16 protein-coding genes are annotated in these 14,497 nt (G+C 57.4%); 8 read left to right on the forward strand and 8 right to left on the reverse strand.

Annotation, left to right across the window (positions count from 1 at the left end; genetic code table 11):
* Positions 1 to 32: 32 nt before the first annotated feature.
* Positions 33 to 1,394, forward strand: coding sequence for an MFS transporter (locus ACSQ83_RS09610; protein WP_436227975.1), 1,362 nt, complete (start codon positions 33 to 35; stop codon positions 1,392 to 1,394).
* A gap of 197 nt (positions 1,395 to 1,591) precedes the next feature.
* On the opposite strand, the gene ACSQ83_RS09615 is transcribed toward ACSQ83_RS09610, so the two are convergent.
* The 3 genes from ACSQ83_RS09615 to ACSQ83_RS09625 form a co-directional block, all read right to left on the reverse strand.
* Positions 1,592 to 2,926, reverse strand: a complete 1,335-nt coding sequence (locus ACSQ83_RS09615) for a chloride channel protein (RefSeq protein ID WP_436227976.1) — start codon at positions 2,924 to 2,926, stop codon at positions 1,592 to 1,594.
* A gap of 199 nt (positions 2,927 to 3,125) precedes the next feature.
* On the reverse strand, positions 3,126 to 3,899 hold the full coding sequence (locus ACSQ83_RS09620; RefSeq protein ID WP_436228075.1) for a slipin family protein: 774 nt from the start codon (positions 3,897 to 3,899) through the stop codon (positions 3,126 to 3,128).
* Positions 3,899 to 5,347, reverse strand: coding sequence for an NfeD family protein (locus ACSQ83_RS09625; protein WP_436228076.1), 1,449 nt, complete (start codon positions 5,345 to 5,347; stop codon positions 3,899 to 3,901). The genes ACSQ83_RS09620 and ACSQ83_RS09625 overlap by 1 nt, the downstream gene beginning before the upstream one ends.
* 285 nt (positions 5,348 to 5,632) lie before the next feature.
* On the opposite strand from ACSQ83_RS09625, the gene ACSQ83_RS09630 reads away from it, so the two are divergent.
* Positions 5,633 to 6,103: a hypothetical protein gene (locus tag ACSQ83_RS09630; protein ID WP_436227977.1), complete on the forward strand. Its 471-nt coding sequence runs from the start codon at positions 5,633 to 5,635 to the stop codon at positions 6,101 to 6,103.
* A gap of 133 nt (positions 6,104 to 6,236) precedes the next feature.
* Here ACSQ83_RS09630 and ACSQ83_RS09635 read toward each other — a convergent pair whose 3' ends face one another.
* Positions 6,237 to 6,794 carry a lysozyme inhibitor LprI family protein gene (locus ACSQ83_RS09635; RefSeq protein ID WP_414953162.1) on the reverse strand — a complete coding sequence of 186 codons (558 nt, stop codon included), beginning with the start codon at positions 6,792 to 6,794 and terminating at the stop codon, positions 6,237 to 6,239.
* A 512-nt stretch (positions 6,795 to 7,306) separates the two neighbouring features.
* Between ACSQ83_RS09635 and ACSQ83_RS09640 the strand changes: the two genes are divergently transcribed.
* Positions 7,307 to 8,557 carry an HD-GYP domain-containing protein gene (locus ACSQ83_RS09640; protein ID WP_414953163.1) on the forward strand — a complete coding sequence of 417 codons (1,251 nt, stop codon included), beginning with the start codon at positions 7,307 to 7,309 and terminating at the stop codon, positions 8,555 to 8,557.
* A gap of 291 nt (positions 8,558 to 8,848) precedes the next feature.
* On the opposite strand, the gene ACSQ83_RS09645 is transcribed toward ACSQ83_RS09640, so the two are convergent.
* On the reverse strand, positions 8,849 to 9,217 hold the full coding sequence (locus tag ACSQ83_RS09645; RefSeq protein WP_436227978.1) for a hypothetical protein: 369 nt from the start codon (positions 9,215 to 9,217) through the stop codon (positions 8,849 to 8,851).
* A 110-nt stretch (positions 9,218 to 9,327) separates the two neighbouring features.
* Between ACSQ83_RS09645 and ACSQ83_RS09650 the strand changes: the two genes are divergently transcribed.
* The gene (locus tag ACSQ83_RS09650; RefSeq protein WP_414953165.1) at positions 9,328 to 9,540 is read left to right on the forward strand and encodes a hypothetical protein; all 213 of its coding nucleotides are present in this window, start codon (positions 9,328 to 9,330) and stop codon (positions 9,538 to 9,540) included.
* Positions 9,541 to 9,588: 48 nt separating this feature from the next.
* On the opposite strand, the gene ACSQ83_RS09655 is transcribed toward ACSQ83_RS09650, so the two are convergent.
* On the reverse strand, positions 9,589 to 9,849 hold the full coding sequence (locus tag ACSQ83_RS09655) for a hypothetical protein (protein ID WP_414953166.1): 261 nt from the start codon (positions 9,847 to 9,849) through the stop codon (positions 9,589 to 9,591).
* A gap of 468 nt (positions 9,850 to 10,317) precedes the next feature.
* Here ACSQ83_RS09655 and ACSQ83_RS09660 point away from each other — a divergent pair, with 468 nt between their 5' ends.
* The 4 genes from ACSQ83_RS09660 (at position 10,318) to ACSQ83_RS09675 (ending at position 12,518) form a co-directional block, all read left to right on the forward strand.
* A complete protein-coding gene (locus tag ACSQ83_RS09660) occupies positions 10,318 to 11,037 on the forward strand; it encodes a hypothetical protein (protein ID WP_436227979.1) in 720 nt (239 codons plus the stop codon).
* A gap of 239 nt (positions 11,038 to 11,276) precedes the next feature.
* Positions 11,277 to 11,468, forward strand: a complete 192-nt coding sequence (locus ACSQ83_RS09665; protein ID WP_436227980.1) for a hypothetical protein — start codon at positions 11,277 to 11,279, stop codon at positions 11,466 to 11,468.
* Between the two features lie 70 nt (positions 11,469 to 11,538).
* Positions 11,539 to 11,685: a DUF6726 family protein gene (locus ACSQ83_RS09670; protein WP_366144565.1), complete on the forward strand. Its 147-nt coding sequence runs from the start codon at positions 11,539 to 11,541 to the stop codon at positions 11,683 to 11,685.
* Positions 11,686 to 11,846: 161 nt separating this feature from the next.
* Entirely contained in the window at positions 11,847 to 12,518 is a 672-nt protein-coding gene (locus ACSQ83_RS09675) for a flagellar basal body L-ring protein FlgH (RefSeq protein WP_414953169.1), read from the forward strand.
* Positions 12,519 to 12,660: 142 nt separating this feature from the next.
* On the opposite strand, the gene ACSQ83_RS09680 is transcribed toward ACSQ83_RS09675, so the two are convergent.
* Both ACSQ83_RS09680 and ACSQ83_RS09685 read right to left on the reverse strand, forming a co-directional pair.
* Complete coding sequence (locus tag ACSQ83_RS09680) at positions 12,661 to 13,041, reverse strand: hypothetical protein (protein WP_436227981.1); 381 nt, start codon at positions 13,039 to 13,041, stop codon at positions 12,661 to 12,663.
* A 367-nt stretch (positions 13,042 to 13,408) separates the two neighbouring features.
* The gene (locus tag ACSQ83_RS09685) at positions 13,409 to 14,431 is read right to left on the reverse strand and encodes an IS30 family transposase (RefSeq protein ID WP_436227982.1); all 1,023 of its coding nucleotides are present in this window, start codon (positions 14,429 to 14,431) and stop codon (positions 13,409 to 13,411) included.
* Positions 14,432 to 14,497 lie beyond the last annotated feature (66 nt).

Here is a 14,497-nt window from a genome sequence, read left to right on the forward strand (position 1 = left end):
ATGACGACCTAACAAAAATATAAGGAAGAGACATGAGCAGGAGTCCGTCAGTCGACGTCCAGACTTTCATTAATGAACACCCGTTCGGCGGGTTTCAGTGGTTGATCTTCGCCATGTGCTTTGTCATCGTCCTGCTGGACGGATTTGACACAGCCGCTATCGGCTTCATTGCTCCTTCGCTGATCACCGAGTGGAATATCAGCCGGCCCGCGCTTGCGCCGGTCTTGAGCGCCGCATTGTTCGGCCTCGCGTTCGGTGCACTCCTCGCCGGTCCACTTTCCGATCGCCTGGGACGGCGTGTGCTTCTGATTGCATCGGTCGTGATCTTCGGCGTCGCGTGCCTCGCTTCCGCTTTCTCCGGCGACCTGACGCACTTGACGATCCTGCGCTTCATCACGGGACTCGGACTGGGCGCAGCCATGCCGAACGCAGTGACGATCATGAGCGAGTTCTGCCCGGATCGCCGACGTGCAACGCTGATCAACCTGATGTTCTGCGGCTTCCCGCTGGGTGCTGCATTCGGCGGCTTCCTCGCGGCGTGGATGATTCCCGCTTTTGGATGGCGCAGCGTTTTGCTGCTCGGCGGTGCGACTCCGCTTTTGCTGGCGGTCCTGCTGCTTATTGCCCTCCCGGAGTCGGTGCGTTACCGGGTTGCCCATGCACATTCCGTTGAAAGGGTTCGGGCTACGCTTAGCCGCATTGGTCGCAGCGCCGCTGACGCCGCCTCATTCGTCATGACGGAACAGGCTCAACCCGTGCCTGGGAAAAGCGGTATCCGCCTGGTGCTGTCGCGGGAATATATCGTCGGGTCGGTGATGCTTTGGCTGACCTATTTCATGGGGTTGGTGATCTTCTATGCATCGATCAACTGGATGCCGATCCTGCTAAAAGAAACAGGTTTGAGCCCGCAGCGCGCGACGTTGATTTCCGCGCTGTTCCCGCTTGGCGGCATGGGCGCCGTACTATGTGGAGTCCTGATGGACCGGTTCAATCCGAACCGGATTATCGCCGCATGCTATGCGTTGACCGCTGTCACCGTGTATTGCATTGGGCACTCAGCCGGCAATATCAGCTTGCTGATCGTGGTTGTTTTTGCGGCCGGCGTGCTGATGAACACCGCGCAGTCTTCCATGCCGGCGTTAGCAGCGGCGTTCTATCCGACTCAGGGGCGCGGTACCGGCGTTGCATGGATGCTGGGCATTGGACGCTTCGGTGGTATCGCGGGCTCGTTCCTCGTTGCCGAACTGGCCCGGCAGCACTTCAGTTTTGAAAACATCTTTGCTGTCGTGGCGGTGCCCGGCGTGATCGCATGCGTTGCGTTGCTGATCAAGCAAGCCGTTCAACCGCGATCATCGAACGTCGAGGTCAACGACATAGGAACGGTTTCGCATTAGTTGAATGACGTGCAAAAAAAAGCCCGCACCCCTCTCGAAAGCGCGGGATAAAGCTTACGGAGCGTCCTCGCCAGGAGAGGGGGTCTTGGCGCGACGTAGTCAAGCATAAGCGGTTCGGACTGAAACAGGTCTTTCCTCATATATCGATTTCTTACCGACTGCTGCGGACGCCTTGTTCGCGAACGGGATGAACCGCGTCAGCCTTGCGATATGGCGCCACCCTTGAGTTCGGAACTCGCGTTTGGAGATCGCGCTTGCTGCGCTTGCATCCTGAGTTCAAGCAACCGATTGGTCGCGATCGATCCTGCAACCGCGCACAACATGGGCACGATGAAATCATGATCGACACGCGTGAACTCGACCATGAGGACGAGCGCGGTGATCGGCATTTTCATGGACGAAGCGAGAAAGGCCGTTGCCCCGACAATCGCGAAAGCCCCCATGGGCGTTCCCGGCCACATCAACGTCCAGATCCCGCCCAGCACGATAGCCAGCAGCGCACCGTTAGACATGCCGGGCGTGAGCAGGCCGCCTTGAGCGCCCGCGCGCAGGCTGCTGGCGGTTATGGCTACCTTGATGACCAGCAGCGTTCCTGCAAGGCCGATAGTGAGCTCATTGCTGAAGCCTAGTTGCGCGGGTGTCTTGCCGTTGCCGAGGATCTGCGGGAACGACACTGCGAGCAAGCCGACGATCACGAAGTTGACGAGCGAGAAAAGCGGCAGCGTCCATCCCGTCGGTGCGGCTGCGCGGGATTTCGTCGTCAACTGGACAAAGACGAAAGCGGCCACGCCAAACAGGGGGCCGGTGACAATGGACCACGTCACGAGGTTCACGCTCAAGCCGAAGTGCGGCACCACGTATTGCGATTCATCTCCCAGGCCGAGCCACGCGACCACGGCTGCAATGACCGAGGTGACCAGCGCGGGAATCACCACACGCAGCTCGAACGACCGAAGCAAGACTTCGAGCACAAAGATCGCTCCGCCAAACGGAACGTTGTACACCGCGGCGAGCCCGGCGCCTGCGCCGCAAGCCACCATCAAGCGGGTCTGCTCAACCGTGAGACCGGCGTAATGCGACAGCCATCCTGCAATCAGGGATCCGATCTCGCGGGGCGCAACCTCGCGGCCGAGCGGCGAGCCGAGCGCAACCGTGATGATCTGAAGCAGTGCATGCGCCGTCGTGGTGGCGGGCGGCATGCGCGGGTCGTCGGAGGCAACGGCCTTCTTGATGCTGATCAGCGGCCGTCCATAGCGATAGATGACGAACCAGCCGCAGCCCGCAATGAGACCGCAGAGCGCGAGCACGGCAACCCGGCGGCCAGCCGATGCTGCCTCGACGCCCTCATAGAAACTCTCTTGCCCGACCAGATGCGTGAGGCTGTAGCCGTAGGCGACGTGCTGGATTAAATGCAGGAGGAGGGCCAACGCCATGCCGCCCAAGCCGGCGCCGATCCCTGTAAGAGCGGTGACCACCGCAAATTTGATTAGTGGGTTTGCGGGGATGCCGGGGCGGGGTGGTTGAGCAGGCATCGAGGAATGTTAGCAGTATGAAAGAAATGGTCGAGTTAGCGTCCTGATGCTTGTCGATTGAGGATAATAAAAAATATCAATTAGCGTGAACCCGAATCTACCGCCTGAGCAATCAGGCGTCAAATTCATTTATTTTTCACATTAATGCGATTAGCGCATGATTAGTATCGGGCTCCTTCTTAGGCGTTTTAAATTGCAATCAGCTTTGGGTGGGTCCCTTAAGCCGTTCAAGAAGCGAACTGATCAGATCGATCGGCATGGGAAAAACAATGGTCGAATTCTTGTCGCCTGCGATGCTGGTCAGTGTCTGCAAATAGCGCAGCTGCATAGCTTGCGGCGCTTGTGCGAGCATTTGCGCGGCCTGCAGCAGCTTTTCCGACGCCTGCAGTTCGCCCTCTGCATGGATGATCTTCGCGCGCCGTTCGCGCTCGGCTTCAGCTTGCCGGGCAATCGCGCGCACCATGGTCTCGTTCAAGTCGACGTCCTTGATCTCAACATTCGATACCTTGATGCCCCATGCATCGGTTTGCGAATCGAGCACCTTTTGAATGTCCATGTTGAGGCGTTCGCGTTCCGCCAGCAGCTCGTCGAGTTCGTGCTTGCCGAGGATCGCGCGCAGGGTCGTCTGCGACAACTGACTGGTTGCTTCGAGGAAACGGGCGACCTGGATCACAGCCTTCTCCGGATCGACCACGCGAAAGTAGACCACCGCGTTCACCTTCACCGACACGTTGTCGCGCGTGATCACGTCTTGCGGCGGCACGTCGAAGACGACGGTGCGCAGATCCATTCTCACGACTTGCTGCACCGCAGGAATGATCAGGACAAGGCCCGGCCCCTTGACCTTCCAGAAGCGGCCAAGCATGAAGACAACACCGCGTTCGTATTCGCGAAAAATGCGGATCGACGAAAATACGATAAGGATGACTAACGCCAGCAAGATGCCGCTAAAGCCAAACGTGAATCCGACCATCATTTCTCTCCTTGTTTTATATCGTCAAGCTGCGCCACGCTCAGCGTCAGGCCATGACGCGCGAGCACGCGTATATGCTCTCCGCGCGCGAGCATGGCTTGAGTCTCGTGACAGCACACACGCCATCGTTCACCGTGCACGCGAGCCCAGCCGCTGTCACTCGGCGGCACGTCTTCCAGCATCTCGCCGATGCTGCCAAGCAGCGCTTCCGCTCCGCTGACCACGGGCCGCCGGCGTGCCCTCAGCGCGACGCTGGACACGACAAACACAAACAGCGCGGTGGCAATGGTGAGGCCCACTACGAGTGCCACGGGAATGCCATAGCCGGGGGCATCGGTACGGAACAGCATGAGCGCACCCATTGCAAACGCGACGATGCCGCCGAAGCCGAGCGTGCCGAACGTGGGCAGGAAAATCTCGGCGACGAGAAAGGCGATGCCAAGCAGGATCAGGCCAAGACCCGCCAAGTCGACGGGCAGCAATTGCAATGCGAACAGGCCCACCATCAGACTGATCGCGCCTGCTACACCGGGTAACGCGAGACCGGGATTGGCGAACTCGAAGAACAACCCATACATGCCTATCGTAATGAGAATGAGCGCGACGCTTGGGTCGGTGATGGTCGCGAGAAAGCGGCTGCGCCAGTCGGGCTGGATCGTCACGACCACCGCGCCGGAGGTCGTCAGGACATGATCGCCCGTGATCGTTTGAACATGCCTGCCGTTGAGCTTCGCGAGCAAGTCGGGTACGTCGGAAGCGTTCATGTCGACCACGTTTTGCGCGAGTGCTTCGCTCGCTGACAGGCTGACTGCTTCGCGCACCGCGCGCTCGGCCCACTGCACATTGCGACCGCGCAATTGCGCGAGGCCGCGTATATAGGCTGCGGCATCCTGCACTTGCTTGGCGGTCTCGGTGGATGCCGCATTCGCACCGGCAGACGCTGACGCGCCTGCGTCCGTCTTCGCGTGGCCCGGCTCAGGCTCGGTGGAGCCGCCGCCTGCGCTGAGCCGGATAGGTGTGGCGGCGCCGAGGTTGGTGCCCGGCGCCATGGCGGCTATATGGCTCGCATAGACAATGTACGTGCCGGCGCTGGCCGCTCGAGCTCCGCCCGGCGCAATGAACGCCGCAACGGGAACGGGCGATGCGAGGATGGCCTTGATGATCGAGCGCATCGACTGGTCAAGTCCGCCAGGCGTATCGATCTCGAGAATGGCCAGTTGCGCGCGTTCTTCAGCAGCCCGGGCAAGCGCGCGAACGACGAAGTCGGCGCTGGCCGGTCCGACAGCGCCGTTAAGCGGAATGACCACGGCAACCGGGTTTGCGGCTGCCGCACCGCAGAGCAGCAGTCCCGCGAACAGGGCTAGCGCTTTGCGCAATAGTGAACCTGCTGTGCCGGAAAAGGCGCGCACTGCGTCCGGGTGAAACAAACAAGACTGATAGCGTTCCATCACGATAAGAGCGGCGCTTGCAGACAAAATGACGCCGGCTCAACGAGGGTTGCCTGATATTAAGCTTATGCCAAATTAGGCACATACCAAGTGTGTCCCCTCTAAGGATTTCCACAATAAAGCCGCTTAGGCGCTCGCGCGGTATCAAGTGCGCGCAAAAGCATCGCCTGAGTGTTTCCGAGTGCATGCGCCGGAATATTTCCATGGCTTCGATCGTTTAACCCCTATACCCGGACTCATGAGGCGAACGATGCCGATGCGTCCAGGTTCACGCAGGAGACGACGATGCGCCAGTTATTCAGGTTAGGAATAGTGCTCGCCACACTGGGGTTTGCGGCGCCCGCGCTCGCACAATTGTACGACGACACCGTAGGTCTGGATGCCGACTCTGGAGCCAATTGCCGCGCCGTAGCGGGACAAGCGGATATTGACGGCTCGGCGCAGCAAGTCGTGGGACGGGCGTGCCTGCAAAGCGACGGAACGTGGCAAATGGTCGAGAACCCCGACGGCAGCATGCTTCTGTATCCGGTCGCGTGTTATCCGTATCCCGACCCATGGTACTGGGGGCCGCCGCTGTTCATTGGCGCGGGCGTGAGTTTTATTTTCGTCGATCGTTTCCATCACCATTCGCACTTCGACCATTTTCATCAAATGGGTCACATACGCGTCGGTGCGCCGATGGGTTCCGGCTTTCATGGCGGACCGTCGCGATTTAGCAGTGGCTCACACGGGTTCTGGGGAGGTCACCGGCGCTAAGCTAAAGCTTGGAACCTGGAAGGGCGAGTATTGAAATTTTTAAATAACACGTCCGGCTAACCAACCGCTTCCGCGTGTTCTATCGCCGGTAACAAGTACTAAGCCGGGCGCTAATCCGCTTGCTTTTGCTTGCTCACTGAAGGGCGACCGTAGGCAATTTTTGTTCGTCCTTCAGCACGGCGACTCCGCAGAACCAGTCGCCTCCATGCACGTCATATTTCCAACGCATATTGGATTTCATCAGCGACCTGCAGTTGTCGAGCGAGATCATGCCGGGCTCGGCAAAAGTGCATCGACCTATGGCAATCGTGGCCTCCGTCAATAAACTCACGGAGGCCGTGCGAACGGGCGACGGCTTCGAGAAGGATTGCAGGTCATCGACCATTTGCTGAAGTTCTTCGATACGGCCGGAGTACCAGGTCGTGAGACAGGTTTCATTCGTGCAATGCGTTTCCCGCCAGGTCCATTTGGCATCGCTGTCAGCACGGAATGAGCGCTTATCTGCAACCGCGTGGCGCGCCTTCCAATACAGTTTTCCGAGTTCATCGTCGAGCTTCGATAAAGATTCGTTGTGGCAAATCAGCTTTTCCGTCGCTGAGCGACCGAGGTTGCAATCGAAGCTGGTAGCGTGCGCCACGAGCGGACTGCCCAATAGAAACACAGAGATCAGGGTGGACTTGAAGAGGGTCATCGTTATCGCAGGAAGAATGGGACTTTCACGCATACTCGACTGGATTCGATGCCTGGAATGCAAGGAAAAGAACTAGGGATCGGTCAGTACTTACCAAATATTTCAAATTAACCGGACGTTGTTCCAGGCGCGCGCAAATGGCTGGCTGTGTTTATTTTCAAGCGGCGTGAGGTACGCTAGGGGCAGCCGGCTAGCGGTCCAGGACTTTACTTGAGGCTTACGATGACCCCATTAAAATGGGCGGTAAGTCAGGGTAAGGAGTCTGGAATATATTGCGGTCATTCTTTGATGATCACAGGCAGTTACGCGCGATCATTCGATGTAGGAAGACGAGTTGGCGGGTTAGCACGTGTTGGCGCTGTACCTTGGCGCTAACGATGTAACAAGGCGCTGCGAGAAAGAAATCAAGGATCTGATCAGTACATTGGTGGAGCACGTAAGTGTAGGCCGGAGCTGAAGGTGATGTGGCTTCTCCCTCGCTAGTTCCAAATCAAGGCTCATCGGAGTTGGCTATGTTGAAAACGGTCGCAGCCTCTGTATTGCGTCCTGGCATGTTCTTGCACAGTCTGGATCGGCGCTGGCTTGATCACCCATTCTGGAAGAGCTCGTTCTTGCTCACCGCTATCGATATCGAGAAGATCGTCGAAAGCGGAATAACGTCCATTGTGATCGACACGGATCGAGGTCTGTCGTGCCCTGATGACGGCCTGGGAGAGCCGGTTGACCCGTTCGTTGCGGCGAGCTCCACTGCGCAGACGGGGGATGGCGAGCAACGCATTGCGGGCGGTGTACCGCGCGCGCAATTGCCGCGAAGACCGGTAGGCGAGGAAATTGAACACGCAAAGCGACTGTTCGAATCAGCCTCCAATGAAATGAAGGTTGTGTTTCAACAGGCCCGCATGGGACGCGCGGTGTCCGGCGCCAGCATGATGCCGCTGGTGAAGAGCATTGCTGCGTCCGTTATACGCAACCCTTACGCATTGACCAGCGTGGCGCGCCTGAAGCACCACGACGGCTACACGTATATGCATTCCGTCGCCGTCTGCGCGTTGATGACGGCGCTCGCGCGCGAACTTGAACTGGACGAACCGGATGTACTGGAGGCCGGCGTGGCCGGATTGCTTCATGATCTCGGCAAGGCACTCATGCCGCTCGCCGTGTTGAACAAACCGGGAAAGCTGAGTGTGGAAGAGTACGAGGTCGCCAAGAAACACTCCTACGATGGATGGCAAATGCTGCAGTCAGCCGATGTCAGTGCCGGGGTGCTGCAGGTTGCGTTGCACCACCATGAAAAGATAAATGGCCGCGGGTATCCGCATGGGCTCAAAGACAAGGCCATTCCCCTGTTGGCCAGGATGGGCGCAGTCTGCGACGTGTACGACGCCGTTACATCCGAGCGGTCATATAAATCTTCCTGGCATCCGACTCAGGCGCTTCGCAGCATGGCGTCGTGGGAGGGACAGTTCGACAAGACTATTCTCGCGGCTTTTATAAGCACCGTAGGCATTTATCCGGTGGGCTCGCTGGTCCGGCTGGAGTCTGGATTCCTGGCTGTCGTGCTCGATCAAGGCAGTGGGTCAATCCTCTCGCCGATCGTCAAGACATTCTTCTCATGCAGGTCGAATCAACCGGTCTTTCCACAAGTAGTAGACCTGAAGAAATTGAAGGGCGGTGATCGGATAGTGGCAATTGAAGACCCTAAACAGTGGAACCTGCCGCAATTCAACGACCTTTGGTTGAGTCAGACTGTCCCCTTTGCATAAGCTAAACAGGCCGCGTTCTCCAGCCCCAGGTAATGGCTCGTAAGCAGACGGTGTCTACAGCCCGTAATTGCCGAAATGCTCCGCTTCAAAGCACTCTAATCTCTCTCTGCGTGCATGGGGGTCCTCTGCGTTGATGCGTTGGCCCCTTCAAACACACGTCGGGCCAACAACGGGAAGCTGCGTCAAGTGCCTCGGCGTTTTGTCCGGTCCAGACCGCAGCAATGACTGTTGAGGGAGAAAAATCTTGCGCCGCTGCGTTTACATTGCGATGCTTTTTTGCACACTCAATCTTCAAGCTTGCGCCAGTTCGGTGGAGACGTTTGCCCTTGGCGGAATTGCCGGTGCCGTAGCGGGCGTATCGGCCATCGTCTGTGCGGTGGGGTGTAAATGACTGGTGCCGCGAAGCATACAAATATCCGCACCGATCCCTGCCAGCCTGCGCTTGCGAGTCAGGTGCAGGGGAGTGTCGCTCGGCTTTCGCATGAGTTGGTTGAAACAATGATTGAGCGGCTTCTTAAGCGTAACGACGTTGTGTTGCTGAAGGAATGCGATCAAGGAGTATGCAGCGTCCCGTATCGCGGCAAGCAACGCAGGAGCGACGTACTGCGCTTCTTGAGAATAGCGGGGCCGCAAGTACGGGCGCTTGTCTTTAGCCATCAAGCTGAAGAGGGTCCTGTCTGGATCGACGTCATGTCGGGAGAAGTATCGGCCCGGTAACAGAGCGCCGCTTTATCTGCAGTAAGGACACGTTGTTAATGATTCTGTATTTCATGAACCAACGAGATGCTATCAAGTATCTCGTGGAAGTCCGGCTTGACGCGTTAGCCAGACGAAGCTCGGAAGTCGTTGTTAAAACGCATCTTCATGAAAGTCCAGGTGTTGACGGCATCGAACGCGTTCTTCTCGACGTCAGGGCCGCCCGTACCGCGTATTTCGTGGAATGCGGTTCGACGGTGGGCGACCGGATCGTGTTTATTACCTGAATGCCGTGCCTCGCTGACCACGCAGAAGCCGGCCTCTTTGCGCGTGGATCATGCCGCTTCGAATCGCCACTCCTCAAAGCTTCGTAGCTCTCCAGTCTGGATGTCGACCCACAACATATCTCCGTCGAATGTGTGGCTAAAAACGAGTGCGCGAACCTCCCGCTGACTATCCAGGAATCCAAGCACGGCCCGCAGCGTGTGTTTGCCGCGATACCGTATTGCACGGCTTGCTATACCTTGACCGCTAACAAGCATGATAGGGTTGATCCGAACTTTGCAAGCAATATCGCCGGTCGTGGAAAAATTCATTTCATCCTCCAAGTACATTCAATACTTAGTGATAACGTCAGCGGTGCGAACAACCTTAGGTTACGAAAGAGCCGGTAAGAGAGTTGGCTAAGTGACGCCATTTGTCTAAGCGGAAAGGCCGTCAAATGGCGCGCCGTCAAGTTACGTTGCTTGCATTGAACGCTTGCAATAAAGATAAGAATCGCACTCGCTTTCAAGCTAACGACTAGGGGGAAGGTGATGATTTCGTTACCGGATCTTTCATTGTCGCGGCAACAGCGCTTAGTCCGTAAGACTGTCGGCAAGCTCATCAGGCTAGGCTTCTTACCTCGCCTTTCCAGCACTACAGATTCTTGTTAGCTGGGTCGATATGACGTCTGGGCGAATGAATCCGTGCGCTCGCCACTCAATCATCAGCACCCCTGCGAACCTGCGAATCTGCTCTACGCAGCCGATTCGGCGTCACGGAACAACGAACAGAGGCACACCATGGCACTCGATTCCAGTATGTCAATTTCATCATCGGACTTTCCCGGCAATACGGCCAAGCAACCGGCCAGTGCGCCCAGCAGCGGGCTCCCTGAGCGGACGTCGGCGACATCGCCCGGAAGCGGTGACGCCTTGATGGCGGCACTCAAGCTGACGTTGCAACGAATGGGGTTAGACCCGAGCGCGTTGACGTCGGCCAGTAGCGACGTCACCGATACTGATTCATTTTCTGACCACTCCGGCACCGCGGCTGGAGCCCTCGCGCGCGAAGACGCAAACAAAAGCGCAGGCAAGCAATTCCTGGTAGCGCTATATCAGGCGCTTGTCCTGCAACACAGTCTCAATGCGACAGCCCAACAAGTCGGCGATCCGGCGCAAGCAGACCAGGTGACATCAGCCTATGTCGATCTCGGCTCTTCCATAGAAGAGCTTGCGAAAACTGTCCGGTCAACCTCCGTGAAAGGTAATGATCCATCTGACGTCTGGGACTGGCAGCTAGATGATCCCCAAGTGTCCACATCCGGCAGTGATGCTGGTACGAGCGACAGCACCACACTTGCTGGAGCTGTCAGCACCCTCGACAACGCATTGCAATCCTATGTAGCGCCTGATGGCAATGCGGGAGAGGTGCCGTTAGCCGATGTTCTGGATGGCTTGAGCGAAGAGACCAAGGGCGTTCGCTGGGATCCGATCGGGCTGTTCGTCGACGTGAAGATCTAGGTCTGCCGGCGCCGAATGTTGATCGACGGAATGAGTCGAGTGCTGCATTGATTGCGGCTGCGATAGCGCGGTAAGTGCTGGTAAGGAGTCGAGAAAAAGCCGTGATCATTCATTAATCGATGCTAGCCCTTAAGCAGGATCATTCAGTGTCGAAAGAAAGTTCTAGCGACCTGGCATGTGCGCAAGGCTATCTTGACGCTGCCTCGATCCCTTCATCTTTATTGAAAGCGAGCCTGATCATGAATGTTAACAACTACAGCCCCGCTGAACGTATAGCGCCAACACCCATGCGTCCAACTGGTGGAAGCTCGGGCAGCGCAGCCGGAAATAGCGCTAAGACCGAGTTGCCGTCGCTGCCGATCGAGCAAGCGGCTCCGCCCGCGCTGCCATCGAACGGCTTGGTTGGCACACGTATCAACACCAGTGCTTGAAAGGGTAGCGGCCTTATTTATGTTCAATCTGCAGTTTTATAAACGCTGCGTCCGGCTAGCGGTATGCCTCATGGCGGGCGTGGTCATATTGCCGATGGAGGGTTGTGCCGTAGCTGCACTGCCGTGCCGCCTGGTATCGGCCACGCTCAAGATCGTGCCGGCAGTGGGTCATGCCGCTGCCGCGCCGTTCGATACATGCGCCGACGCCATCGATTGAGCATGTCCGATTTGCCGCGCAAACCGACGAGTGACGAGCGGGCGAGGACGGCTTAGGCGTCGGACTTAGCGCTTAGCCACAAGCCGGCAACTCAGGCGCCGTTCATTATCTTGTCATGCCACGCGCGGCCGAGAACCTTAATCTGGCGAACCAATAAAAACATGAACTCGTTAAAGTTTGTGATTCTGGCTAGCGGTATGGTTTCGTTAGCCGGATGCTCAGGCGGCTCGAATTCTATCGTCGACATGCCGACGTTTGCGCCGGTCGTGGTCTCAAGTCCGTTGAACATAGAAACGGGCGGCGCGATCTTCCAGGGCGGCAATGCGTTGACCTTATACGAAACGCCGCGTGCGCAACACGTGGGCGACGTATTGACGATCCGTCTCTCCGAATCCTACTCGGCTAATAACAGCGGCGATGCCTCGGCTAATCGATCGAGCGACATTAGCGCGCAAGCCGCCGATCAATCTAGCGGCGCAGCAGCGCGACTAGCCAAGTTGTTTAACATTGGATCGGCTAGCACGACTTTCAAAGGTCAGGGGGCTGTGTCGAACACGACAGGGATGACCGGGACCCTTGCCGTATCGGTTATCGCCACGCTGCCGACGGGGAACCTCGTGATTGCGGGAGACAAGATCATTGCGATGAACCAGAACCGCGATCGCCTGCGGTTGTCGGGTATCGTGAACCCTAAAGACATCGAGGTTGGAAACTACGTATCGTCAAGTAAAGTCGCTAATGCTCGAATTGAGCAGGCAGGTGTCGGCATGCTGGCCGATGCAACGACGGTAGGCTGGTTGCAACGAATGTTTCTTAGCGTGCTGACGTTCTAATTCTGCGATGGTAGGGGCGAGATCGGCGCCAGGATTCCTGGAACTGAGCGCAACTGCATCAGTGCTGACCGCTTCGAGTTGGCGGCGTTCTTATCTTTCCTTCAGCTAAACACCTGGCGCCCTCTTGGGCGCCGCACGTGCTTCACGGAGCGGATGGATGTTTCGCCAACGTGCTCAGATCTTCATCCAGACTCGTGCGAATAGTCGTAATTGCCTGGTCGACGTTGGCCGGGCGGAGCAGGTTGCGGGCGAGTGCTTCGTAGACGTATTGACGGACCGCGGGAACCTGCGTCTTTAGCAGGACGTCGTGGTAGATATCCCGCATTTCGCTTTCGCGGCCGTTAAGGTCATATAGCCTTTGCAAATGCTGTAGATCATTAACGACCGCAAAGCCCGGCTCAAAGCCACCGCGGCCAATGCGGCCGCCGTCCAGACTGGCTGGCAAAGTGCTTTGGGCGAGCGCGCTGCCAGCGCTGGTTGCAAACACGCTTGCGAGAAGGAGGGTTTGGGTAAGTTGTTTCATGATTGACGAGTAGGACTTCCCTCAAGCGAAAGTCGATTAGAAAATGACAATGCAACCTCACCTTTGACAGGTGACAAGCTGATCAACGCTGCTATTCATTTGCTTCGAAGCAAGCGGCAAAGCATGGCGAATGGGCGTCAGGCTGCACGATCGTACTAAGCAATCTTCTATTACCGTTTATCAACTGACGAAGAAGAACGCTTGCAACCAAGCAATTCATCCTCATTGCTTCGTCAATGTGCAGCGTTATGATTGCGCACTTTCGCTAGCAACGAAACGCCGAGCAGCATGTACGTTCGCCAAGTCCTTCCTGAATCTTATAAAAAATTTCGCCCGGCGGTTTCAAACCGAAGCGCAACAGGAGGCTCTAGTGTTTAGAGCCTTGAGTTTGGCTGGCTGAGGCAAGTGTTGCAGCGAAGACCTCGAATGGAGAATGGAACGCGTGAGTTGCTCGGGGCCGACTGTTCAGACTGTCGGCAATGGCATCGAGTTCGTCCTGACTGTAGACCGAGAGGTCGGTGCCTTTGGGCAGATATTGGCGAAGCAATCCGTTGGTGTTCTCGCAGCTCCCGCGTTGCCAGGGGCTATGTGGATCACAGAAGTAGATGTTCACGCCGGTGGCGCAGGCAAGCTCCTTATGCCGCGACATCTCCTTACCCTGGTCGTACGTCAAGCTCTGCCGTAGCGGCGCGACAATCGAATTTAGTTTGGCAGAGAAGCCTGCTAACGCGGACTCGGCGCTCGCGTCTTCCATCTTGGCGAGCAGTACTAGGCGGCTGGTTCGTTCGACCAGCACGCCGACAGAAGATTGGTTGCCCGCGCCCTTGATGAAGTCACCTTCCCAGTGCCCCGGCAGCAGTCGGTCTTCAATTTCGGGCGGCCGCACGTGGATACTGACCATGTCGGGAATCTGTCCGCGCCGGTCTGTGCCCCGTGTACGTGGCATGCGCGTGCTGTGGCCGTGGCGCAGGCAGGCAATGAGCTGACGACGCAGTTCGCCGCGCGGCTGGGCGTAGATAGCCGTGTAAATGGTTTCGTGCGAAACGTGCTGGGTCGAGTCGGTCGGATACATACGTTTAAGTGTGCCCGATATCTGTTGGGGCGACCATTTCCACTCGAGCAGGGTGAGAACCACTCGCCAGCAAACGGTTTGCAGGCAAAGCTTAGTGGGGCGGCGTCCCGCGCTACGGCGTGCGACGCTCAGTGCTTGAGCCGGCTGGGATGAATAGCCAACCGCAGAGCTGTTTCGCGTCAGTTCACGGCTAACGGTGGCTGGCGAGCGCCCGAGTATCCGGGCCATGGCCCGGACACTCACATTCTGTAGCCGCAGGCTTGCGATGGCCAGGCGCTCTTCAGGTTGGAGTTGCTGGTACGAAGTTTTTTCGGGCATTGCGACACCTTATACGAGATAGGTGTTGCACTTCGCTTTTGAGGCCGCCCCCCGTTTATTCAAATC

Origin of the sequence: Caballeronia sp. LjRoot29 (assembly GCF_964252755.1) — a bacterium.
In the GTDB taxonomy this organism is placed as follows: Bacteria; Pseudomonadota; Gammaproteobacteria; order Burkholderiales; family Burkholderiaceae; genus Caballeronia.

Bases quoted from the DNA above. Each gene is read 5' to 3' on its own strand.
- ACSQ83_RS09610 (WP_436227975.1), top strand. From the start codon at position 33: ATGAGCAGGAGTCCGTCAGTCGACGTCCAGACTTTCATTAATGAACAC.
- ACSQ83_RS09615 (WP_436227976.1), bottom strand. From the start codon at position 2,926: ATGCCTGCTCAACCACCCCGCCCCGGCATCCCCGCAAACCCACTAATC.
- ACSQ83_RS09620 (WP_436228075.1), bottom strand. From the start codon at position 3,899: ATGGTCGGATTCACGTTTGGCTTTAGCGGCATCTTGCTGGCGTTAGTC.
- ACSQ83_RS09625 (WP_436228076.1), bottom strand. From the start codon at position 5,347: ATGGAACGCTATCAGTCTTGTTTGTTTCACCCGGACGCAGTGCGCGCC.
- ACSQ83_RS09630 (WP_436227977.1), top strand. From the start codon at position 5,633: ATGCGCCAGTTATTCAGGTTAGGAATAGTGCTCGCCACACTGGGGTTT.
- ACSQ83_RS09635 (WP_414953162.1), bottom strand. From the start codon at position 6,794: ATGACCCTCTTCAAGTCCACCCTGATCTCTGTGTTTCTATTGGGCAGT.
- ACSQ83_RS09640 (WP_414953163.1), top strand. From the start codon at position 7,307: ATGTTGAAAACGGTCGCAGCCTCTGTATTGCGTCCTGGCATGTTCTTG.
- ACSQ83_RS09650 (WP_414953165.1), top strand. From the start codon at position 9,328: ATGAACCAACGAGATGCTATCAAGTATCTCGTGGAAGTCCGGCTTGAC.
- ACSQ83_RS09655 (WP_414953166.1), bottom strand. From the start codon at position 9,849: ATGAATTTTTCCACGACCGGCGATATTGCTTGCAAAGTTCGGATCAAC.
- ACSQ83_RS09660 (WP_436227979.1), top strand. From the start codon at position 10,318: ATGGCACTCGATTCCAGTATGTCAATTTCATCATCGGACTTTCCCGGC.
- ACSQ83_RS09665 (WP_436227980.1), top strand. From the start codon at position 11,277: ATGAATGTTAACAACTACAGCCCCGCTGAACGTATAGCGCCAACACCC.
- ACSQ83_RS09670 (WP_366144565.1), top strand. From the start codon at position 11,539: ATGGCGGGCGTGGTCATATTGCCGATGGAGGGTTGTGCCGTAGCTGCA.
- ACSQ83_RS09675 (WP_414953169.1), top strand. From the start codon at position 11,847: ATGAACTCGTTAAAGTTTGTGATTCTGGCTAGCGGTATGGTTTCGTTA.
- ACSQ83_RS09680 (WP_436227981.1), bottom strand. From the start codon at position 13,041: ATGAAACAACTTACCCAAACCCTCCTTCTCGCAAGCGTGTTTGCAACC.
- ACSQ83_RS09685 (WP_436227982.1), bottom strand. From the start codon at position 14,431: ATGCCCGAAAAAACTTCGTACCAGCAACTCCAACCTGAAGAGCGCCTG.